The 21,361-nt window shown below is 67.9% G+C and carries 21 protein-coding genes and 1 tRNA gene; 16 read left to right on the plus strand and 6 right to left on the minus strand.

The features are described 5' to 3' along the window. The first annotated feature begins 2 nt into the window (after positions 1-2). The 4 genes from A4X16_RS06310 (at position 3) to mobF (ending at position 5,515) form a co-directional block, all read left to right on the plus strand. The gene (locus A4X16_RS06310; protein ID WP_230977764.1) at positions 3-461 is read left to right on the plus strand and encodes a DUF6153 family protein; all 459 of its coding nucleotides are present in this window, start codon (positions 3-5) and stop codon (positions 459-461) included. A gap of 114 nt (positions 462-575) precedes the next feature. Next, positions 576-1,166, plus strand: coding sequence for a DUF305 domain-containing protein (locus tag A4X16_RS06315; protein ID WP_067118055.1), 591 nt, complete (start codon positions 576-578; stop codon positions 1,164-1,166). A 75-nt stretch (positions 1,167-1,241) separates the two neighbouring features. Then, the gene (locus A4X16_RS06320) at positions 1,242-1,868 is read left to right on the plus strand and encodes a CueP family metal-binding protein (protein ID WP_067118058.1); all 627 of its coding nucleotides are present in this window, start codon (positions 1,242-1,244) and stop codon (positions 1,866-1,868) included. A gap of 194 nt (positions 1,869-2,062) precedes the next feature. After that, positions 2,063-5,515, plus strand: a complete 3,453-nt coding sequence (gene mobF / locus A4X16_RS06325; RefSeq protein ID WP_067118450.1) for a MobF family relaxase — start codon at positions 2,063-2,065, stop codon at positions 5,513-5,515. 55 nt (positions 5,516-5,570) lie between these two features. Here the strand turns inward: mobF and A4X16_RS06330 are convergent, their stop codons facing one another. The 3 genes from A4X16_RS06330 to A4X16_RS18050 form a co-directional block, all read right to left on the minus strand. After that, on the minus strand, positions 5,571-6,605 hold the full coding sequence (locus A4X16_RS06330; RefSeq protein WP_046747998.1) for a zeta toxin family protein: 1,035 nt from the start codon (positions 6,603-6,605) through the stop codon (positions 5,571-5,573). After that, positions 6,602-6,892 carry a hypothetical protein gene (locus tag A4X16_RS06335; protein ID WP_046747997.1) on the minus strand — a complete coding sequence of 97 codons (291 nt, stop codon included), beginning with the start codon at positions 6,890-6,892 and terminating at the stop codon, positions 6,602-6,604. The genes A4X16_RS06330 and A4X16_RS06335 overlap by 4 nt, the downstream gene beginning before the upstream one ends. Before the next feature lie 100 nt (positions 6,893-6,992). Continuing rightward, positions 6,993-7,403, minus strand: a complete 411-nt coding sequence (locus A4X16_RS18050) for a helix-turn-helix domain-containing protein (RefSeq protein WP_197491786.1) — start codon at positions 7,401-7,403, stop codon at positions 6,993-6,995. Here A4X16_RS18050 and A4X16_RS06345 point away from each other — a divergent pair. Then, the gene (locus A4X16_RS06345) at positions 7,402-7,965 is read left to right on the plus strand and encodes a hypothetical protein (RefSeq protein ID WP_157560001.1); all 564 of its coding nucleotides are present in this window, start codon (positions 7,402-7,404) and stop codon (positions 7,963-7,965) included. The two genes, A4X16_RS18050 and A4X16_RS06345, sit on opposite strands and share 2 nt — an antisense overlap. Beyond that, positions 7,962-9,230 carry a tyrosine-type recombinase/integrase gene (locus tag A4X16_RS06350; protein ID WP_067118064.1) on the plus strand — a complete coding sequence of 423 codons (1,269 nt, stop codon included), beginning with the start codon at positions 7,962-7,964 and terminating at the stop codon, positions 9,228-9,230. The genes A4X16_RS06345 and A4X16_RS06350 overlap by 4 nt, the downstream gene beginning before the upstream one ends. An 8-nt stretch (positions 9,231-9,238) precedes the next feature. Here A4X16_RS06350 and A4X16_RS06355 read toward each other — a convergent pair whose 3' ends face one another. Beyond that, positions 9,239-9,700, minus strand: coding sequence for a GNAT family N-acetyltransferase (locus A4X16_RS06355; RefSeq protein ID WP_046747995.1), 462 nt, complete (start codon positions 9,698-9,700; stop codon positions 9,239-9,241). Positions 9,701-9,869: 169 nt separating this feature from the next. After that, a tRNA-Leu gene (locus tag A4X16_RS06360) sits at positions 9,870-9,952 on the minus strand. A 113-nt stretch (positions 9,953-10,065) separates the two neighbouring features. On the opposite strand from A4X16_RS06360, the gene A4X16_RS06365 reads away from it, so the two are divergent. Together A4X16_RS06365 and A4X16_RS06370 are read left to right on the plus strand one after the other, a co-directional pair. Then, positions 10,066-11,361, plus strand: a complete 1,296-nt coding sequence (locus A4X16_RS06365; protein WP_067118067.1) for a M20/M25/M40 family metallo-hydrolase — start codon at positions 10,066-10,068, stop codon at positions 11,359-11,361. Positions 11,362-11,403: 42 nt separating this feature from the next. Then, complete coding sequence (locus A4X16_RS06370; RefSeq protein WP_067118070.1) at positions 11,404-12,228, plus strand: undecaprenyl-diphosphate phosphatase; 825 nt, start codon at positions 11,404-11,406, stop codon at positions 12,226-12,228. 18 nt (positions 12,229-12,246) lie between these two features. Here A4X16_RS06370 and A4X16_RS06375 read toward each other — a convergent pair whose 3' ends face one another. Beyond that, positions 12,247-13,095, minus strand: a complete 849-nt coding sequence (locus tag A4X16_RS06375; RefSeq protein WP_067118073.1) for a PAC2 family protein — start codon at positions 13,093-13,095, stop codon at positions 12,247-12,249. Positions 13,096-13,219: 124 nt separating this feature from the next. Here A4X16_RS06375 and A4X16_RS06380 point away from each other — a divergent pair, with 124 nt between their 5' ends. Genes A4X16_RS06380 through A4X16_RS06415 form a run of 8 tightly spaced genes read left to right on the plus strand, consistent with a single transcriptional unit; the run spans position 13,220 to position 21,360 of the window. Then, positions 13,220-13,870, plus strand: coding sequence for an HAD family hydrolase (locus A4X16_RS06380; protein ID WP_067118453.1), 651 nt, complete (start codon positions 13,220-13,222; stop codon positions 13,868-13,870). After that, positions 13,867-14,886: a tRNA (adenine-N1)-methyltransferase gene (locus A4X16_RS06385; protein WP_067118076.1), complete on the plus strand. Its 1,020-nt coding sequence runs from the start codon at positions 13,867-13,869 to the stop codon at positions 14,884-14,886. Before A4X16_RS06380 ends, A4X16_RS06385 begins: the two co-directional genes overlap by 4 nt. A gap of 10 nt (positions 14,887-14,896) precedes the next feature. Continuing rightward, the gene (locus A4X16_RS06390) at positions 14,897-15,811 is read left to right on the plus strand and encodes a hypothetical protein (protein WP_067118079.1); all 915 of its coding nucleotides are present in this window, start codon (positions 14,897-14,899) and stop codon (positions 15,809-15,811) included. Next, complete coding sequence (locus A4X16_RS06395; RefSeq protein WP_067118082.1) at positions 15,811-16,803, plus strand: helix-turn-helix transcriptional regulator; 993 nt, start codon at positions 15,811-15,813, stop codon at positions 16,801-16,803. The genes A4X16_RS06390 and A4X16_RS06395 overlap by 1 nt, the downstream gene beginning before the upstream one ends. Beyond that, positions 16,800-17,789, plus strand: coding sequence for a helix-turn-helix transcriptional regulator (locus A4X16_RS06400; protein WP_067118085.1), 990 nt, complete (start codon positions 16,800-16,802; stop codon positions 17,787-17,789). Before A4X16_RS06395 ends, A4X16_RS06400 begins: the two co-directional genes overlap by 4 nt. Before the next feature lie 26 nt (positions 17,790-17,815). Beyond that, a complete protein-coding gene (gene tatA, locus A4X16_RS06405) occupies positions 17,816-18,076 on the plus strand; it encodes a Sec-independent protein translocase subunit TatA (protein ID WP_067118088.1) in 261 nt (86 codons plus the stop codon). Positions 18,077-18,130: 54 nt separating this feature from the next. After that, complete coding sequence (gene tatC, locus A4X16_RS06410; protein WP_067118092.1) at positions 18,131-18,889, plus strand: twin-arginine translocase subunit TatC; 759 nt, start codon at positions 18,131-18,133, stop codon at positions 18,887-18,889. Continuing rightward, the gene (locus A4X16_RS06415; RefSeq protein ID WP_067118095.1) at positions 18,886-21,360 is read left to right on the plus strand and encodes a DEAD/DEAH box helicase; all 2,475 of its coding nucleotides are present in this window, start codon (positions 18,886-18,888) and stop codon (positions 21,358-21,360) included. Before tatC ends, A4X16_RS06415 begins: the two co-directional genes overlap by 4 nt. Position 21,361: the final 1 nt, after the last annotated feature.

The following is a 21,361-nucleotide window of genomic DNA, read 5'->3' on the forward strand; positions in this document are numbered from 1 at the left end:
GCGTGGCATCAGTGGCAGCAGCGCGCGGCAGGAAGGGCCTCCGGGGCTTCTTCCAGTGCGTGGTGCTCGGAGGTCTGCTGGTAGCGACCATCATCTTCGGACTGCTAGCGATGCACACGCTGAACCTGCACGGAACCCCTGCCGCCCACGCGCCGGCCGTCGTATCGGCTTCTGTCGTCGATGCAGGCGCAGCCCATCACGGCGCGGTCGGTGATCACGAGCCCAATGGTGCGCTCGGCGATCCCGGTGCCTCATGCGCGGACTGCGGTGCTGGCGATCATCTCGGTATGGCGATGGCATGCGTGCTTGCGCTGCTGCTGGTCCTCCTGGTCCTGCTACCGCCGCGGCTCCTTCCGGGGTGGATGCGTACCGTGCCCCGACCGTTGCTCGTGTGGCGCGGCATTGACAGGCAGGTGAGCAGGGCGCCGTTGTTACACGTTCTCTGTATCAGTCGCACGTGATCGAGAGATGAACCGGCGCACACCAGAGCTACCGGTTCACTCACTCACTCACTAACGCGGCGACCCTTGCGGGCGCCGCGTCACCGAAGCGACTGTAGATACTGGAGAACACTCATGAAGTTTCGTACTGCGGCGACCGCAGCACTCGCCCTCTCCGCTGCCCTCACGTTGGCTGGATGCTCGACCGGAAGCGGGGAAGACTCGATGCCGGGCATGGATCACGGCTCGTCCGAACAGGCGGCGGACGTCAACGATGCGGACGTGATGTTCGCCTCGATGATGATCGTCCACCACGAGCAGGCCATCGAGATGAGCGACATCGTCCTCGCCAAGGACGGCGTCTACCCCGAGGTGGTCGAACTGGCCGAGGCGATCAAAGCCGCCCAGGGTCCCGAGATCGAACAGCTCCAGGGCTGGCTGAACGCCTGGGGCGTGAACCCCGAAGAGCACCAGACGGACGGGATGGATCACGGAGACGGCATGATGACCGAGGATGATCTCGCCGCCCTCGAATCAGCTGACGGTACCGAGGCGTCGAAGCTGTTCCTGGAGCAGATGATCGGCCATCACGAGGGAGCGGTCGAGATGGCCCAGACGCAAGTCGACGACGGCAGCAACCCTGACGCCGTCGAGCTCGCGCAGACGATCATCGACGCCCAGACCACCGAGATCCAGCAGATGCAAGACCTCCTCGCCACCCTCTGATCGACCGGTCATCCCGGTTGGCGCCGGGGCGACAGCCCCGGCGCCAACCCCCATCACTCTTCGAAGGATCACGCCATGTCTCACCTCACCACTCCGCGACGACGGAAGCTGATTGTCGCCGCGACCGTCATGCTCGTCTCCGGTCTCGTTCTCACCGCATGCTCCACGACGACGTCTTCACCCGAATCTGATTCGCCCTCGGCGGGCACTCAATCAGTCGACAACGACTTCCTGGCGGCACACGACCTGGACGGCCTCGATGCCGCGCAGGTCATCGAACGGCTCGACACGATGCCCGTCGCTGACCGCCCCGCCGATCTGATCGCGTCCGTGCAGCCGGATGCACTCGTCCTCACCGATGACCAAGAACGCGAAACACAGCTGCCGATGCCCGATGACGAGGTATACATCTCGATCGCCCCCTACCGAGATCAAACCCACGACTGCTACTTCCACAGCCTGACCACCTGCCTCGGTGAGCTCGCCAATGCTGCGGTTCAGGTCACGCTCACCGGCGATGACGGTGAAGTGCTCGTCGACGAGGTGCGGCAGACCTACGACAATGGCTTCATCGGCATCTGGGTACCCCGCGGCACAACGGCGACCCTCACCGTGGAATACGACGGCCAGGCGGGAACGGCAGACATCTCCACGATGAACAGTGACGACCCGACCTGCATCACCACCCTGCAACTGACCTAACCCTCCGACACCACGACTCCGAACACCCGGTTTCCTTCTGAATGAACCCCTGGTTTCGATCTGAATGTTCCTTCTGAATGTTCCTTCTGAATGTTCCTTCTGAATGTTCCTTCTGAATGTTCCTTCTGAATGAACGTATGCTACCATGGTAGATACACTAGTTTCTATAGTAGAAACATCAGGTGGTGAGCTTCATGCATGGCGGCGTGATCTTGTTCCGGGGCACCGGAGCCGACGCGATGCGCTATGTCGAGGCCGACCGCAGCCGCGCCGATGACTACTACCTCAGCGACGGAGCAGGCATCGCGTACGCCGTGCTCGACGCGAGCGGAACGGCGGTGAAGGTTCGGCCGCTGTCGAACGAGGAGTACGCCGGGTGGGTGGACTGGATCCACCCGGATACGGGTGAGCGGATGGGCACGCCACGTCTCGCCGGGCAGGATCGCTTGGGGTCGCCCAGATTCGCGGAGATGACGATCAATGGCCCGAAATCACTGTCGATCGCCGCAGCGCTGCACCCCGAGGTATCTGAGGCGTTGGACCGTGCGCAGCAGGATGCGCTGGCGGAGATTCGGCGGTGGTTGGCGCTGCATTCGGTGACGCGGGTCGGCCCACGCGGCAAGCAGGAGGTGATGCCGGTCGAGCATATGCAGGTGGTCGGCATCACGCACCGCACCTCCCGGGCCGGTGACCCGCACCGGCACATCCACATGCAGATCGGGACGAGGGTGTGGGCTGCCGGGAAGTGGCGGGCGCTCGATACCGCCGCGGTCTTCCGCCAGCAGGGCGCGATCCGAGCCCTCGGCACCGCGGTGATCGCGGCGCATCCTGAGCTTGCGGAGGTGCTGGATCGGCACGGCCTCACCCTCGATCCCGTCACCGGTGAAGTGGTCGAACTGGAGCCGTATAACCACCTGATGAGTAAGCGCGGCGAGCAGGTGCGCCGGAACCTGGAACGCCTCGAAGCCGAATGGGAGGCCGCGCATTCCGGCGAGACGATGGGGCCGGTCGTCTCGTCGCGGTTGATGGCGCAGGCATGGGCGCACGAGCGGCCTGCGAAGAAGCCCACGACCCTGCGCGAAGAAGAAGCCTGGCTCACCGAACTCCGAGAGGCCGGCTACGACCCCGCGACCCTGCGACGGGCCACGCCCCGCGAGCCGGTTGCGCTGGATGAGCTGTCGGTGCAGCAGATCGCATCGCGCGCACTTGACCGTTGCGCGGCAGGCAGCTCGGCGTGGACGCGGCACACCGTGCAGGAGCACGCCACGCAGATCATCACCGAGGCCGGGGTGCGCGCAACCGGTCAGGAGTTGCGCGACCTCATCACCGTTGCGACGTGGCTGGCGCTGGAAGATTGTTTCTCCGTGCTCGCCCCTGGCGCTGCGACACCCGAGCATGTGGCGCATCTCACCTCTGTGCGCGTCGTGCAGGCCGAGGCCGAGCTGCGCGACCTGATCGCCGCACGAGTGCCGAAGCGCGAGCCGCGGCACCCCGACGTGCGCGAGGCGGCGCAGGCGCGCGGTATCGATGCGGGGCAGCAGCAAGCTGCTGCCGCCGTCGCATCTCCCGATCCGCTCGTGATCGTGGAGGGCGCAGCAGGCGCAGGCAAGACCACGATGCTGGGTGTCGCAATTGAAGTCGCGGCGCATCGCGGCAGACCGTCGCGGGTGGTGGCACCGACGTTGCGCGCCGCGCAGGTCGCGCATGAAGAACTCGGCGTACCCGCCGCGAGCGTGGCGGCGTTCGTGCACGCGCACGGATGGCGCTGGAACGATGACGGCGTATGGACGCGCCTCACCCCCGGCGACACCGACCCCGAGACCGGACGCACCTATCGCGGACCCTCCCAAGACGCTCGGCTCGCCTGCGGCGAGCGGGTGATCGTGGACGAGGCCGGAATGCTCGACCAAGACACCGCAATCGCCCTGCTCACGGTGTGCGCCGAAGCCGGGGCGACGGTCGCGCTGGTCGGAGATCGCGCGCAGCTCGCCGCAGTCGGGCGCGGCGGGGTACTCGATATGGCCGCGCAGCTCCGGGGCCGCACGTTCGACATGGCCGAGGTGCACCGCTTCACCGACCCCGCCTACGCCGACCTCACGTTGCGGATGCGCGACGGGAAGAACCCCGGCGAGGTGTTCGACCAGCTCGCAGCCCTGGGGCTGGTGCGCCTCCATGCGAGCAGTGACGAGGCCAGGGAGCAGATCGCCCGCTACCGGCACAACGGCGAAACGGTCGCCGTCAGTACGAACGACGAGGCCCGTACCGTGAACTCGAGTATCCGTGACGAACGAGTCGCGTGCGGTGAGGTCGACGACACGGCGACCGTGGACGGCAGCGACGGCCTCCCCATCGGCGCGGGTGACCTTATCCAAACCCGCAAGAACAACACCAGCATTGGCGTCGCGAACCGGCAGCAGTGGATCGTGCAGCACGTCGCAGACGATGGATCGCTGAGCCTGCGCGAGGTGGGGAACGGGCGGAAGCTGCAGCGCACCGTCCGCCTCCCTGCCGACTATGTGTCTGAGCACGCCCACCTGTCCTATGCGGCCACCTCTTACGGCGTGCAGGGCACGACCGTCACCGGGTCGCACACGCTCCTCACCGACCAGGCCAGCGCCGCGAGCGTCTACGTCGGCATGACGCGCGGGCGCGAGACGAACCTGCTGCACGTCGCCGCGGGAAGCGAAGCGGACGCGCGGGCGCAATTCGTGGCGGCGATGGAGCGCGACCGCGCCGACCGCGGCCTCGAAGACGCCACCCAGCGCGCCGCCGAAGCAGTCGCAGGCCTCGTCGCGGACGGCCCGGCGCGGCGGGTGCGCATGGCGATTGGACGCTTGACCGAGCGTGCCGAGCAGGCCGAGCAGCGCGCCGCCCGGTTCGCGGAGTTCGCGGAGCGATTCGACCGGCTCAGCGCGCAGCACCAGCAGGAACGCGCCGACGTCGAAACCACCGCGCAGGCGGCGACCCAGGCTGCTGAGCAGCTGCGCGAGAGCATCCACGGCCCGCTCCGAGCAGCGGCCTTGACGGACGCACAGGGAGTCCTGCGCCTGGCCGACGCGCAGGAGCGGGCCGGGCAGCGCATGCGGGCAGCGGGGCTGTTCGCACGGCGGAGCGCCCGGAAAGAGCACGCCACCGCACAGCACCAACTCACTGCTGCCCGCGCCCGCCTCACCCGCGAATGGGGAAACCCGAGCACGCTCTACACCGGGAACATCGAGCAGTGGGCAGACGCCGCAGCTGCCCACCGCACGGACACCGATCCGCGCATCACCCAAGCTGACCAGAACGCGACCGCCGCACGTGAACGCCTCCAAACAGTAGACGCCGAGCAGCGGAGGGCGAGACAGCGGCTCGCCGCGCTCGTCTACGGGGCCGAGCGCGTCAGAACCGACCCCGTGCGCGCTGAACTCAACATGCCAGCCCGTGACGCCGCCACCTGGGCGGCGAAAGCGCGGCGCGACCGCGCCGAAGCCGCGAAGCTCACCGCGATGACTCCCACGGAGGCCGGGCAGTACCTCGACGCCCGCGCCGCCGCTGTCAAGGCTGCGAAGGAGGCACGGGAAGCGCGAGCGCGGCAACTGCGTGACACGACACGCACCCACGACCCCGCGACCCCTCACCGGCCGGGGCCAGGCCTCAGCCTGTAGGTCTGCGCTGCGAACAGCAGGCTTTCGCACGTGGAACGGCTGCGGGCGCGTTCCCTCATCTGCCGAGGCTCGGGCCGCGCCGGTCGACACCGTGACGCTCGCCCGTAGTCGGTTGTCCGAGGTCGCGGGGTGGCCTCGGCGGGAACGTGCCGGAAGGGAGGCGATGTTCCAGATCGAGCTGGCGGCGCTGATGCTCGTGGAGCAGGAACTCCGGTGCCATCGCCCGGCCGGAGAGGATACGGAGCATCTGCGCCGCATCGTCTTGCAGGCGAGCATACGTCGGGACAGTCTGCGCGCCGAGGTAGCCCGGTCTGCGTTTCGCTCGCGCGTAGACGGATGAGTAGTCCTTCAACCACTGAGCGGCCGTGCCGGGTGGCAGCGGGCGCTGCTGCTCGTGCCGGAGGGTGTGCGCGGCGGCCGGCTCCCGTTCCCATTCCCCGGCGGCATCCCGTTGGTTGTCGAAAAGCTGGGCTTCGCGGGAGAACACCCGCACTCGCGCGATGTGCGGGAGCGCTTCAAGAGCGGAGAGCACCCCGGCCGACCCGGCGAGGGCGGTTTCGTGTGCTTCGGGCGGTGTCCAGCGGCCGGGCTCGTTCGGGCCGTCGCCGAGAGATCGCATCTCGGCCGACAGCCGCGACACCGGAGCCGGGGTCGCGACGGCGACGACTTCGACCCGGTATCCGGCTTCCGCGAACCGGGTCGCGGTGCCGGTGACCATGCCCGGGTCGCGGAAGGTGCCTTCCAACAACACCGAGTACCGCCGCTCCAGGGCGTGATCCAGAGCGAGCTTCACCAGGCCGCCGGAGACGGGAGCGGTCGCCGCGGGCATCTCGAACGGGGCCCGGGTCGCGAGCCGCCGAAAGTCGGGATGGTACTCGCGGAGGTCGTCTCCCGTGATCTCGACCAGATCATCCGCGACGTGCTCGGCGAGGATCGCGTGCTGGGCGCGGGTCTTGCCCGCTGCGGGCTGCCCACCCAGGAGCACGAGCACCGGCTGCTCTTGCGGGGCGTGACCTGCGAACAGGTCATCCCGGGCCTCCTCCTCGAAGACCCGGCGCAACCAGGCACTGCTGCCGACCGTTTCGGTCATGCAGCGGCGGGGAGGGCGAGGTTCTCGAGTCGCCACACCTCGTTCTGCGCGATGATCTCGGCCCGATCCTCCGGGTTCAGCACGCGCGCCTGCTGCTTTACGAGGCGACGCCTGGCAACCCAGTGGCCACGGTCCTCATCGTCCTTGGCGTTGCGGGCCAGGTTCAGCAGTCCTGCGGACAGTACCGAGGCGTTGTGGCGGGCGATGTCGTAGAGCATGGCATCGGAGATTCCCGTGTAGTCCGGCCGGGCCTGCGGGGCAGGGGCAGTCAGGATGGTCTGGCTCATCGGCTGTTCCTCCGTTCCTGAACTCTTAGTCTACCGCGGCACCCTGACCGTGCCCAGGGCACGGCGGTGCCGAATCGGCACACCCGCACCCGGGGGGCGTTCAGGACTCGCGGCCCGGGGTGTCGTCGGCGAACAGGGCGAGGAACTTCTCGCGCGGGATCACGACCCGACGGCCAAGCCTCACCGACGGGATCGTACCCTCGTTGATGCTCGTGGTGATCGTGCGCGGATCGACGCCGAGCGCTTCGGCGGCTTCCTTGCGGGTGATGACCAGGCTGCGCCGCTTGCGCAGGTCTTCCATATCGAGAGTGCTCTGCCGCATCATCACACCATCCGTTCCAATCCACGCGCGAGAAGGTGCCCACCAGAATAGATCCACGGGTCTTGCGCTGTCAAGTATCGCAGTGTAGATTTCTTGTATGGAAACAGAACGGGTGCGGGGCAACCCCGCAGGACTCACGAACACGCACGTCGCGAACAACATCCGCGCCGCCAGGCAGGCGATCGGCATGGACTTGCGCACGCTTTCCGACGGGATCGCCGCCGCGGGCCGCAAGCTCTCCCCGTCGGGGATCAGCAAACTGGAGGCCGGGGATCGCCGGGTAGACGTGGACGACCTCACCGTCATCGCGTACCTGCTGCGCACCACCCCCGCCGCCCTCCTCACACCACCCGAGGGGCAGACGACGCTCACCGGGGTGCCCGAGGAGTTCGAGCCGGAGGAGATCGACCGGTGGATGCGCGGCGAACTCGTGCTCACCGATGAGGGGCTGTTCAACTACTGGCAGCAGGAATGGGTGATCTGCACCGACCGTATCCACCACCTCGAAACCACCCTCGCGGGCATGACCGCCCCGAGCAAGGATGACCCGGAGAGGCCCAGCGCGCACCCCAAGACCATCGCCGCCTACCAAGAACGGCTTGACGCCGCGAAAGCCCGCGCACGGATCATCCGGGAGCGCGGCGTGCAACTCGACCCGGAGGGGCGCGTGTTCAACGCCGCCGACTACATCGACAACTACGCCGACACCCACCAGCCCGGCACGACGACCGCGAGGAGCAGCTTGTCATGACCATTAAGAAGCCGTCCGCGCCGGAGCAGGGCGACGGGGGTGAGAAGAAGCAGCGTCGATCTCGTTCCCGGCAGCCCGGCTCAATCCAGGAATACCAGACGGACAAGGGCAAGCGGTGGCGGTTCCAGATCTACGTGCTCAAAGACCCCGAGTATCCCGAGATGGGATCGCGCCGTCTCACCCGTTCCGGGTTCACGAGCACCGACGAGGCGAACGATGCCTTGCAGGAGGCGTTGAAGCAGCGCAAGCAGAACGAGAAGTTCGGGAACAAGGTGCCGACCGTGGGTGTATACGCCGACGAGTGGGCGGCAGGGTTGAAGCTCGCGGCGTCCACGATCAAGGGCTACAAGAAGATCATCCGCAACCACATCAAGCCCCAGCTCGGCACGATCCGGCTCGACAAGCTCACCGCCACCAGGATAGCCCGCCACTACCGCGACTTGGAGAAGTCCGGCCGTAAAGACACCTACGGCAAGGGCAAACCCCTCTCTGCGAACTCGGTTCACAAGGTGCATGTCGTGCTCGGAGCGATCCTCGACGCCGCGATAGACGACGGACACCTGACCGTGAACCCGGCAAAGAAGAAGCGCACCGTCAAGCCGCCGACCACGAGCGAGGTACGGGCGCAGAAACCCGAGATCGTCACCTGGAGCGCCGACCAGCTCACCCTGTTCCTCACCTGGAACCGCGACGAGCGAGAAGACGAACTGTTCCCGCTGTGGCGCCTCATCGCCTACACGGGCATGCGCAGAAGCGAAGCCCTCGCCCTGAAATGGAGCGACCTCAACACCAAGACGATGCGGGTCAGCATCCGCCGCGCGGTCGATACCGACGACTGGACGAAGACCAAGACCACGAAGACCGGCAACGCCCGCGTGATCGACGTGGACGAAGACACCCTGAAAGTGCTCGCCTCCTACAAGGTCGCCCGCGCAGAACTCTCGTTCACCCTCGCCAAGGCCGACGCCTACATCTTCGGAGACGACGACGGCAAGCTCCGCTCACCCGACGCGATGACCAGCCGCTGGGATCGCCGCATGAACTGGCTCACCAAGAAGTACGACACCATGAACCGCGTCACCATCAAAGGGCTCCGTCACACCCACGCGACCCTGCTACTCGAACTCGGCGAGCACCCCAAAGTCGTGCAAGAGCGCTTGGGGCACTCAACGATCACCACGACGATGAACATCTACTCCCACGTCACCCCGACCATGCAGAGGTCGGCCGTAGACCGCTTCGCCAACCATCTCCGAGGAACGTGACCCCAGAGCTACCGGAGCGGTTTCGTCAGATAGACGAACTCAAGATCGTCGTTGATCCTCTCGCGGCGAGACTCGACATACCCCTCACGCTGGTAGAGACGGATGTTCCCCTCGCTCAGATGCCCGGTGAACAGTTCCGCAGTCCTCGCACCGGCCTCACGCTCAGCAAGGTTCAGCAGCCGGGTGCCCCACCCCTGACGTTGCTGGTCGGGCGCGACGATCAACCGGCCGATACGCACGACATCGCTGTCGACCACCCACCGCACAGACGCCACAATCCGACCGCTCGCAACCCCGACCAGTCCGTCACTGCTCGTGAGTTCGTCTCGAAGCTCTTCAAGCGACTGGACAAGTGGAGGCAGAAACGGGTCGCCGTACAACTGCGCCTCGGTCGCGTAAGCGGCCCGCTGCAGAGTCAACACTTCACCTGCATCGGCCATCTCGATCGCTCGGGTTGCTGCCTCGGTCATGCCCCTATCTTCTCAGGCCGCGCCGGGCAGCCGAGAGTCATCCCCGGAGGTTGCAAGGCCCCGCACGGGGCACATCATCCAGAGGCTTAGCACTTTTTCTAGCACTTCCAACGAAAATGGCCCCCGACCCGGAGTATAAAACTCCTGATCAGAGACCATTTTCCATTCGTGCGCGAGGGGGGACTTGAACCCCCACGCCCTTACGGGCACTACGACCTCAACGTAGCGCGTCTACCATTCCGCCACCCGCGCAGGTGTTGGATGTTCGTTGCCGAACGAGGATTTACATTAGCACGGGCGGACGGGCACCCCGAAACCGACGGCGTCGCCCGGGCGCGCCGAGCGGCTTCGATAGCCTGGATCCCATGACCGATCCCTCGTCCCCCGAGGTCGCCCGCATCGCGAGCGACCTGATCCGCATCGACACGTCGAACTTCGGCGGCGGCAACGCCACGGGGGAGCGGGAGGCCGCGGAGTACGTCGGCGCCTACCTCGAGGGCCTCGGTCTCGATGTCGAGTACTACGAGCCGGTCCCTCGACGCACGAACGTCATGGCGCGCATCCCTGGACGCGATCGCAGCAAGCCGGCGCTCGTGGTCCACGGCCACCTCGACGTCGTCCCGGCCATGGCCGAGGACTGGACGGTGGATCCGTTCGCGGGCCTGATCGAGGACGGGATGCTGTGGGGACGCGGCGCCGTCGACATGAAGAACATGAACGCGATGATCCTCACCGCCATCGCCGACATCCTCCGGGCGGGAGAGCAGCCGGAGCGCGACCTGATCGTCGCGTTCTTCGCAGACGAGGAGAACGGCGGCGTCGAGGGATCAGCGCTCGTCGTGCGCGACCGCCCCGAGTGGTTCGCCGGCGCGACCGAGGCGATCAGCGAGGTCGGCGGGTACTCCATCACGGTGGACGACAGACGCGCCTACCTGCTTCAGGTGGGGGAGAAGGCGCTCATCTGGATCCGCCTCGTCGCGAAGGGACGCGCCGGTCACGGCAGTCGCCTGCACGACGAGAATGCGGTGACGCGTCTGGCAGAGGCGGTGGCGGCCATCGGGCGCACCCGATGGCCGATCCGGCTGACTCCGACGACCGAGGCGCTGCTCGAGGGGCTGAGCGCCCTCACCGGGCGATCGCTCGACGACCCGGATGCGCTCGCCTCCGCCGCGGGTCCCGCCGAGGCGTTCCTGCGATCGTCCTTCCGCACGACCGCGAACCCCACGGCGCTGACCGCCGGCTACAAGCACAACGTCATCCCGGAGCGCGCGGAGGCCCTGATCGATGTGCGGGTCATCCCCGGCACCGAGGACGAGGTGCTCGCCGAGCTGCAGAGCATCGTCGGCGAGGACATCGAGATCCAGACGGTCGTGCGGGACATCGGGATGGAGACGCCCTTCGCGGGGGATCTCGTCGAGGCGATGGTGGGAGCTCTCGGCCGGCACGACCCGGGAGTCCCCGTGATCCCGTACCTGCTCGGGGCGGGCACGGACAACAAGGCGCTCGCTGCTCTGGGCATCACCGGGTACGGCTTCGCGCCCCTGCGGCTGCCGGCCGACCTGGACTTCACGGGCATGTTCCACGGGGTCGATGAGCGCGTGCCCGTAGAATCGCTTGTCTTCGGTCAGCGGGTGCTGGCCGATCTGCTGCGCACGTACTGAGCCCTCCTCTGTCGCGCGGCTCCTACTCAGAAGGCTCTCCCCATGCATCTCTTCGAAGCGCTCATCCTCGGCCTGGTCCAGGGACTCACCGAGTTCCTGCCCATCTCGTCCAGCGCGCACCTGCGCATCCTCGGCACCTTTCTGCCCTCCGGCGAGGACCCGGGAGCGGCGTTCACCGCGATCACGCAGATCGGCACCGAGGCGGCGGTCGTCGTCTTCTTCTGGCGCGACATCGTCCGGATCATCACGCAGTGGTTCCGGTCGCTCACGGGCAAGGCGCCGCGCACCGACCCGGACGCGCGCATGGGATGGATGATCATCATCGGCAGCATCCCGATCGTCGTGCTGGGTCTGCTCTTCCAGGACCAGATCGAGACCGTATTCCGATCCATGTGGATCGTCGCGATCATGCTCATCGTGTTCGGCATCCTCCTGGGCGTCGCCGACCACGTCGGAGCGAAGCGCCGTCGGCTCGACCAGCTGACCTACCCGCACGGCGTCGCGTACGGGTTCGCCCAGGCGCTCGCCCTGATCCCCGGCGTCTCGCGCTCGGGCGGCACGATCACCATGGGTCTGTTCCTCGGCTACGAGCGCGCCGCGGCTGCGCGGTACGCGTTCCTCCTCGCCATCCCCGCGGTCTTCGGCAGCGGCTTCTACCAGGTCTTCAAGAGCTGGGACGAGCCATCGTTCTTCTCGTTCGGCGACACGCTCGCCGCGACCGGTGTCGCCTTCGTCGTCGCTCTCGCCGTGATCGCGTTCTTCATGAACTTCATCTCGAAGCGAAGCTTCCTGCCGTTCGTGATCTACCGGATCGCGCTCGGCACCGTCCTGCTGATCCTGCTGGGCACCGGGGTCATCGCCGCCTGATCCGGGCGGACGCGCCGCTCAGCGCTTGCGGTCGCCCGGCTCGTCTCCCCGGCGCTTCAGGTAGCGCTCGAACGCCTGGGCGATCGCATCGCCCGACGCATCCGGAGAGTCCCACGTGTCGCGCGTGCGCTCCAGCTGACGGATGTACTCGGTCATGTCCTCGTCGTCGGCCGCGGCGGCGTCGATCGAGGCCTCCCAGGCCGCGGCCTCGGTGCGCAGATGGTCCCTGGCCACGTCGACGCCGGTGAGCTCCTCGAGGCGGTCGAGCAGAGCGAGAGTGACCTTCGGCGAGGGAGTGGCCGAGGCCACGTAGTGGGGCACGCTGGCCCACAGGCTCGCGGTCGGGATGCCGGCGCTCTCGGCGAAGTGCTCGAAGACGCTGAGGATGCCGACGGGGCCTTCGTACAGCGAGCGCTCGAGACCGTGCGCCTCGCGGACCTGATCGTTCTGACTCGACGCGAAGATCGAGATGGGACGCGTGTGCGGCACGTCGGACAGCATGGCGCCGAGTGTCACGAGACCGGTGATGTCGTCGCGCAGGGCGACGTCGATGAACTCGGAGGCGAACGCCTGCCATGTGCGAGCGGGCTCGACACCGGTGAGCACCCAGAACTCCGGACCGGGGCCGGGATCGCGCGGGCGCCAGAGACCCGCCTCCGGCCAGGTGAGCTGACGCCGGCCCTCGGCGTCCATCTTCGTGGAGGGACGCGTGTACTGATAGTCGAAGTAGAGCTCCGGGTCGATCGAGTGCACGAGGTCGTACTCCGACGTCGCACGCAGGGCGGCGATCGCGCCGCTCGCGGCCTCACCGGCGTCGTTCCAGCCATCGAAGGCGGCGATGACGATGCGCGAACCGAGAACATCCATCATGGGCTCCCTTCGTGGATTCCGTATCGGTATCCCTCCAGGCTAGTCCGCCCGCGCGGGCGGCGGGCGGAGCCACGGCTAACATGGACCGGTGAGCAGACAGCCCCGCGCGATCCTCTGGGACATGGATGGAACCCTCGTCGACACCGAGCCGTACTGGATGGCGGCGGAGACGGCGCTGGTGGAGTCGTTCGGCGGCACGTGGACCGACGAGGACGCGCTGCAGCTCGTCGGCAACGGCCTGATCGACAGCGCGATCATCCTGCAGAACGCCGGCGTCGACATGGACGCGGACGCGATCGTCTCCCTCCTCACGGACGGAGTCCAGGAGTCGCTGCGCACGCGCGGGGTGCCGTTCCGCCCCGGCGCCAGGGAGCTGCTCGCCGACCTGCGGAGCGCCGGCATCCCGACCGGTCTCGTGACGATGTCCCTCCGACGCATGGCGCTCGGCGTCGTGGACCTGATCGAGTTCGACGCGTTCGACATCGTCGTCGCCGGCGACGACGTGGTCAACCCGAAGCCGCATCCCGAGCCCTACCTGCACGCGGCGGCGCTCCTCGACATCGACATCGCCGACGCCGTCGTGATCGAGGACTCGCCGACCGGTCTGCGAGCCGGCATCGCCTCGGGCGCGGTGACTCTCGGTGTTCCGCACATCGTGTCCCTCGACGACGTCGGAGCCCACGAGCTCTGGCCGACCCTGCAGGGGCGCAGCGCCGCCGACCTGATCGACCTGTTCGACCGCAAGAACGCCATGACGGGAGTCACCCGATGACCACGACCACCGCCCAGCGACCGAGCGGTCCGTTCCGCGAGGGCGACCGGGTGCAGCTGACGGGTCCGAAGGGCCGTCTGCATACCGTCACGCTCCGAGAGGGCGGCGAGCTCCACACGCACCACGGCGTCCTGCGCCACCGTGACCTCGTGGGGCTCCCCGACGGGTCCGTCGTCGCCAACAGCTCGGGACACGAGTACCTCGCGCTGCGTCCGCTGCTGCGCGACTTCGCGATGTCCATGCCCCGCGGCGCCGCCATCGTCTACCCCAAGGACGCCGCGCAGATCGTCATGCAGGCCGACATCTTCCCCGGCGCGATCGTCGTCGAAGCCGGTGTCGGGTCGGGCGCGCTGTCGCTCTCGCTGCTCCGCGCGATCGGCCCGGCGGGGCGGCTGACGTCGTTCGAGCGCCGCGAGGAGTTCGCCGAGGTCGCGCGCTCCAACGTCGCGACCTTCTTCGGGGAGGCTCCCTCGACCTGGGAGGTCGTGGTGGGGGACCTCGCGGAGGAGCTGCCCGCGCAGTACGCCGCCGGAACCGTCGACCGGGTCGTGCTGGACATGCTCGCTCCGTGGGAGTGCATGGACGCCGTCGCCGAGGCGCTGACGCCGGGCGGCGTCGTGCTCTGCTACGTCGCGACGGCCACGCAGCTGTCCCGCGTGGCCGAATACATCCGCGGCACCGGCCTGTTCACCGAGCCCGAGGCGTCGGAGACCATGGTGCGCGGCTGGCACGTCGAGGGGCTCGCCGTGCGACCCGACCACCGGATGGTCGCGCACACCGGATTCCTGCTCACCGCCCGACGGCTGGCTCCCGACACGATCGCTCCGTCGGTGAAGCGCCGTGCGTCGAAGAGCAGCTACGGCGACGCGGACGTCGAGCAGTGGACTCCCGGTGCCGTGGGCGACCGCGAGATCACGGACAAGAACCTCCGCAAGCGCGCGCGCGAAGCCGCCAAGGCCGCGGACGGGGCACGCCTGGCGGCCTCGTCGCGCGAATCGGACGCGACGACGGAATAGACTGGAGCGCGTGCGTAAAACGTCCGCCGTTCTGGCAACCCTCAGCCTCGCCGTCCTCGCTCTGACCGGATGCAGCTCGGCTCCGACGTTCGATGGCGCGGCGTGCGATCGCGCGGCCGATTCGTCGTCGGTCCAGGACTCCGTCACCGTCGAGGGCGAGCTGGGCGAGACTCCTGACGTGACGGTGTTCGGACCGGTCAAGGCATCGGAGACCGCGTTCGCCGACGTCGTCACCGGCGACGGGGAGCCGCTCACCTCGGCATTCCAGCCGATGGTCCTCGACATCGCGTTCTTCGGCGGCGACAGCGGCGAGAAGCTGTACGAGTCCGAGTTCAACGGCGACCTCAGCCGAGTGCAGAGCATCGACTACTGGTCGCAGCGGTCGCCGGGCCTCGAGACCGTGCTCGAGTGCGCGACGGGCGGCAGTCGCGTGGTCGCCGTCCTGACCCCCGAGGACTTCGGGGAGAACAACGTCGAGGCGTTCGGGCTGGAGGACGGCGAGAACATCGTCGCCGTGCTCGACGTCCTCGATGTGCACCTCGCGAAGGCGGAGGGGGCTCTGCAGTTCAACGACGCCCGCGGGCTCCCGACCGTGGTGCGGGCACCCGACGGGACGCCGGGAATCATCATCCCCGATGCCGACGCGCCGACGTCCGCTGTCACGCAGACGCTGATCGAGGGCGATGGCCCGAAGGTCGAGAAGGGCTCGACGATCGTGACGAACATCACCGCCGTCGGGTGGGACGACAAGACCGTGACCTCCACCACGTGGGGTGCAGAGGCCAACATCGGCCCGGCCGCCCAGGAGCTCGTCGGCGCGACCGTCGGATCGCAGCTGCTCGTGGTGGTCCCCGCCGCGGAGGGCAACCCCGCGACCGCGATCGTCGTCGACATCCTGGGGATCGTTCCGGTTCCGGAGCAGTGATGGCGGCCCGGATTCCCGCGGAGGAGCGCCTCACGAATCTCGTGGTGGCGCTGATGGCCACGGAGATCGGGCTGACCAAGCAGCAGATCCTCGACAACGTCTCGGGATACCGTCAGCGAGCGGATGCCGGTGCACGGTCCGACGCGCTCGAGAAGATGTTCGAGCGCGACAAGGACGAGCTGCGCGCGCTCGGCGTCCCCGTGGAGACGATCGGGGACCCGGCCGACCCCAACGATCTCCGCGAAGCGCGCTATCGCATTCCGCAGGCGGAATACGATCTGCCCGGGGACATCGAGTTCACCGCCGCCGAACTCGCTGTCCTCCAGCTCGCCGGCAGCGTCTGGAGCGCCGAGTCCGCCTCGGGGGACGCGAAGGCCGGTGTGCGCAAGATCCGCGCGCTGGGCATCGACGGCGATGAGCCCATCATCGGGTTCGCGCCGCGGATCACCGCTCGCGACGCCGCGTTCGCCCCGCTCCAGGACGCGATCGAACGATGCAGGGTCGTCTCCTTCGACTACCTCAAGCCGGGGGAGGACGCGCCGCGACGCCGCAGCATCCGCCCTCTGGCTCTCGTGGACTACGAGGCGCGCTGGCATGTCTTCGGCGTCGATATCGACCTCGATGCCGATCGGATGTTCCTGCTCAGCCGGATCGTCGGCGATGTCGCGATCACGGCTCGCACGTTCCCGGCGACGCTTCGCGACGGAGCGGGCGAGCGAGCCCTCGCCGGACTCGAGCGCGTCGCCGCGCAGAACTCCGCGCTGCTGGAGGTGACTCCTGGCACGGAGGCCTCGCTGCGTCTCGGTCGCCGTGCCACTCCGGCCGTGCAGGGCATCCACGTGCCGTTCGTCGACCTCCACATCCTCGCCGACGAGCTGGCGTCGTACGGCCCCGAGGTGCGCGTGGTCGAACCTGCGGCCCTCCGCGACGCGGTCGTGGCCCGTCTCACGTCGGTCGTCGCGACACACTCCGAGGAAGGCGGCCCGAGATGACCGGATCGACGAGACCGCTCCTCGCCGCGGATCGGGTGCGGCTCTACCTGACGCTCGTCCCGTACCTGCTCGAGCACGGACAGGTGTCGCTCTCCGAGGCCGCCGAGGAGTTCGGCGTGACGCCCAGCGAGATGCGTCAGATGGTCGAGAAGCTGACGGTCATCGGCCTCCCCGGCGACTCCGGATTCTGGCAGCAGCCGCAGGAGCTCTTCGACATCAACTGGGATCTCCTCGATGAGGAGGACGTCATCGAGATCACGAACGACGTGGCCCTCCGTCGGGTCCCCCGGTTCACCGCGCGGGAGGCGGCGGCCCTCCTCGCCGGCCTGCAGATGGTCGCCGCGGTGCCGGCGGTCTCGGACTCGGGCCTGGTGAGCGGCCTCATCTCCAAGCTGTCCCGCGGGGCGGCGGACGCCCCGGCGCAGGTCGTCGTCGCGCCGAGCGCCGTCGACGAGGTGCGTCAGGTCGTGTCGCGGGCCGTCCAGGACGGCGTTGCCGTCTCGTTCACGTACCAGGCGCCCGACGCGCAGCCGACCACGCGAACGGTCGACCCCGTGCAGGTGCTGATCACGAACGCGCAGTGGTACCTCCAGGGGTGGTGCCACATGCGGCGGGCGATGCGCACCTTCCACCTCGACCGCGTGAGCGACCCGCGTCTGACCGACATCCCGATCACGCACGCCGGCGACCATGTGCCCGAGGCGTTCTCGGTGGCAGAGGACGAGGGAGAGGTGCGTGTCCGCGTCCCCGAGCGCATGGCTCCGCTGCTCGGAGACTTCCTCACGGGCGCGAACGCCGACGTGGCCGACGGCATCGTCACCGCGCGGCTGCATCTGGCGGATCCGCGCGGCATCAAGCGCCTCGCCGCGAAGTTCGGCGGGGCCCTCGAGGTCCTCGACCCGGAGATCGCGCGATCGGCCACCCGCGACTGGGCTGCGGCGGGACTCGCCCTGTATCGCGACCCGGACCACGACGACGCCGGTTAGACTCTACAAAACGACGAAGGAGAATCATGGGCGCTTTCGGTTGGCCACATCTGCTGATCATCCTCGCCGTCATCCTGCTGCTCTTCGGTGCTGCGAAGCTGCCTGCGCTGGCGAAGAGCCTCGGTCAGTCCGCCCGGGTGTTCAAGGGCGAGATGAAGGCGATGAAGAACGACGACGCCAGCGACGCGGCGACACCGGGCGCACCGGCCGCACCGTCGACGGCAGCACCCGACACGACGGCGTCGATCCGCGACACCGACCCGGGTCAGCCACCTCGATCCGCGTAATCCGTGTCGGCTCTGGATTCCGCCGATCAGGAGGCTGTGGGCCGCGACAGGCGGATGTCGCTGGGCGCGCACCTGATCGAGTTGCGCAAGCGACTGTTCATCGGCGCAGCCGCTCTGGTCGTCGGCATGATCATCGCGTTCATCGTGACGGAGCCCATCATCGAGCTGCTGTCCGTTCCGATCCGCACGATCGCAGAGCAGCAGGGCCGTGAGTACACGGGTCTGAACTTCACGACCGTGACGAGCGGTTTCGATCTGCGGATGCGCATCGCCTTCGCGATCGGCCTGCTGATCTCCGCACCCGTCTGGCTCTGGCAGGTGTGGGCCTTCATCATGCCGGGGCTCACGAAGAAGGAGACGCAGTACACCTGGGGCTTCCTCGGTGCGGCCATCCCGCTCTTCTTCGGCGGATGCACCGTCGCGTTCTTCGTGCTGCCGCACGTCATCGAGATCATGGCGGGCTTCGTCCCGACCGGGATGGCCCAGTTCTTCGACTACTCCAGCTACTACGACTTCGTCTTCAAGTTCCTGATCGTCGTGGGCATCGCCTTCGTGCTCCCCGTCTTCCTCGTCGCCCTGAATCTCGCCGGCGTCGTCTCCGGTCGGGAGATCCTCAAGGGATGGCGCGTGGCGATCCTGGTGTGCACGATCTTCGCCGCGATCACGACTCCGCCCGCCGATGTGTTCTCGATGCTGCTGCTGATGGCGTCGATGATCGTGCTGTACTTCGCGGCGACCCTCGTGTCGATGCTGTTCGACCGTCGCAAGCGCAAGCGCGAGGACGCCGCCGGCCTCGTCCCCGGTGCCGCGTGAGCTCGCCGTCGGAGCGCTACGCCGCCGCACGTGAAGCCGCCACGACGCCCGAGACGGCGGCGTTCGCCGAGAAGCAGCGCTTCCAGCTCGACCCGTTCCAGATCGAAGGCTGTCACGCGCTCGAACGAGGTCACAGCGTGCTCGTCGCCGCGCCGACGGGTGCGGGGAAGACCATCGTGGGCGAGTTCGCGATCCACCTCGCGATGCAGACGCCGCGGGACAAGGCGTTCTACACGACGCCGATGAAGGCGCTGTCGAATCAGAAGTTCCGCGAGCTGGTCGACGTCTACGGACCGGACGACGTGGGTCTGCTCACGGGCGACACCAACATCAACGGCAACGCCCGCATCGTCGTGATGACGACGGAGGTGCTGCGCAACATGATCTACGCGGACTCCGCCGCGCTGCGCGACCTCCGCTACGTCGTCATGGACGAGGTGCACTACCTCGCCGACAGGTTCCGCGGCGCCGTGTGGGAAGAGGTCATCATCCACCTCCCGCAGCACGTCCGGCTCGTCTCGCTCAGCGCCACGGTCTCGAACGCCGAGGAGTTCGGCGACTGGCTCGACACGGTGCGCGGGGACACCGAGGTGATCGTCTCGGAGATCCGGCCCGTGCCGCTCGAGCAGCATGTGCTCGTGCGCGACGATCTCCTGCCGCTCTTCGACGACCGAGCGGGTCTCGCGACCGCGAAGGTGAACCAGGAGCTGATGCGCATCCGCTCGTTCACCGGCTCGCACTACAACAGCAATCGCGAGGCGCAGTCCTATCGCAGCAACCGCCACGCCGGTCGACAGGCTCAGCGCCCGCCACGCGGCGGACGTCGCCCCGTACGGTCGGCCAACGTGCGCCGGATCGAGCGCATGGATCGTCCCGACGTCATCGAGCTCCTCGAGCGGGCCAATCTCCTCCCGGCCATCTTCTTCATCTTCAGTCGTGTGGGATGCGATGCGGCCGTCCAGCAGGTGCGACGATCGGGCCTGCGACTCACCTCGACCGAGGAGCGTGCGGAGATCCGCGCGATCGTCGAAGATCGCACGCGCACGCTGCAGGACGAGGACCTCGGCGTCCTCGGATACTGGGAGTGGCTGGACAATCTCGAGCGCGGTGTGGCCTCGCACCACGCCGGACTGCTGCCCGCGTTCAAGGAAGTGGTCGAGGAGCTCTACCAGCGGAAGCTGGTCAAGGTGGTGTTCGCGACCGAGACGCTGGCGCTCGGCATCAACATGCCGGCGCGCACCGTCGTGCTCGAGAAGATGGAGAAGTTCAACGGGGAGGCGCGGGTCGCCATCACGTCGGGGGAGTACACGCAGCTGACCGGACGTGCCGGGCGCCGCGGCATCGATGTCGAGGGGCACGCCGTCGTGCAGTGGACGGAGGGCATGGACCCGCAGGCCGTGGCCGCGCTCGCCTCCCGCCGCACGTATCCGCTGAACTCGAGCTTCCGGCCGACCTACAACATGGCCGTGAATCTCATCGATCTCTTCGGCACGGTGCGGGCACGCCAGATCCTCGAATCGTCGTTCGCCCAGTTCCAGGCGGACCGCGCCGTCGTCGGTCTCGCCCGCCAGGTCCGGGAGGCCGAGGAGTCGCTCGAGGGCTACGCGTCCGCGATGGCCTGCGAGCACGGCGATTTCCTCGACTACGCCTCGATCCGCCGAGAGCTCAGCGACCTCGAGAAGAAGAACCGACAAGATGCGCAGGCGTCGCGCGTCAGTCGCGACAAGCGCCTGAAGCAGATCCAGACGCTTCGCAACCGGATGCAGCGGCACGGCTGCCACCGCTGCCCTGATCGCGAAGCACACGCGCGCTGGGCCGAGAGGTACTGGAAGCTCAAGCGTCAGACCGACCGCACCCGCCGTCAGATCGAGAACCGCACCGGCACGGTGGCGCGCGTGTTCGACCGCGTCGTCGAGGTTCTGGAGACTCTCGACTACCTCGACCGCGACGGGGACGAGACGCGACTCACCGCTGCGGGACGCACGATGCGCCGCATCTACGGGGAGCGCGACCTGCTGGTCGCGGAATCGCTGCGCCAGGGCCTGTGGAAGGGGCTGGACGCTCCCTCCCTCGCCGCGATGGCGTGCTGTCTCGTGTACGAGCCGCGACGGGACGAGGCGAACTCGGGCGAGCGGGGTCTTCCGCGAGGTGCGTTCCGCTCGGCGTACGAGAAGACGACGACCCTGTGGGCGGAGCTGGACGACCTCGAGAAGGACCATCATCTGCCGGGCACGGAGCCGCTCGCCGCAGGCCTCGCGGGTGCCATGCATGCGTGGGCCAGGGGAGGCTCCCTCGATCGCGTCCTCGTCGACGCGGACATGGCCGCCGGTGATTTCGTGCGATGGGCGAAGCAGACGATCGACCTGCTGGACCAGCTCTCGATCGTGGCCGAGGACGGCGCGCTGGCGCGGAACGCCCGCACGGCGCTCGACGGCGTCCGGCGCGGCATCGTCGCCTATTCGTCGATGTGAG

Source organism: Microbacterium sp. H83, from assembly GCF_001650405.1.
GTDB lineage: Bacteria > Actinomycetota > Actinomycetes > Actinomycetales > Microbacteriaceae > Microbacterium.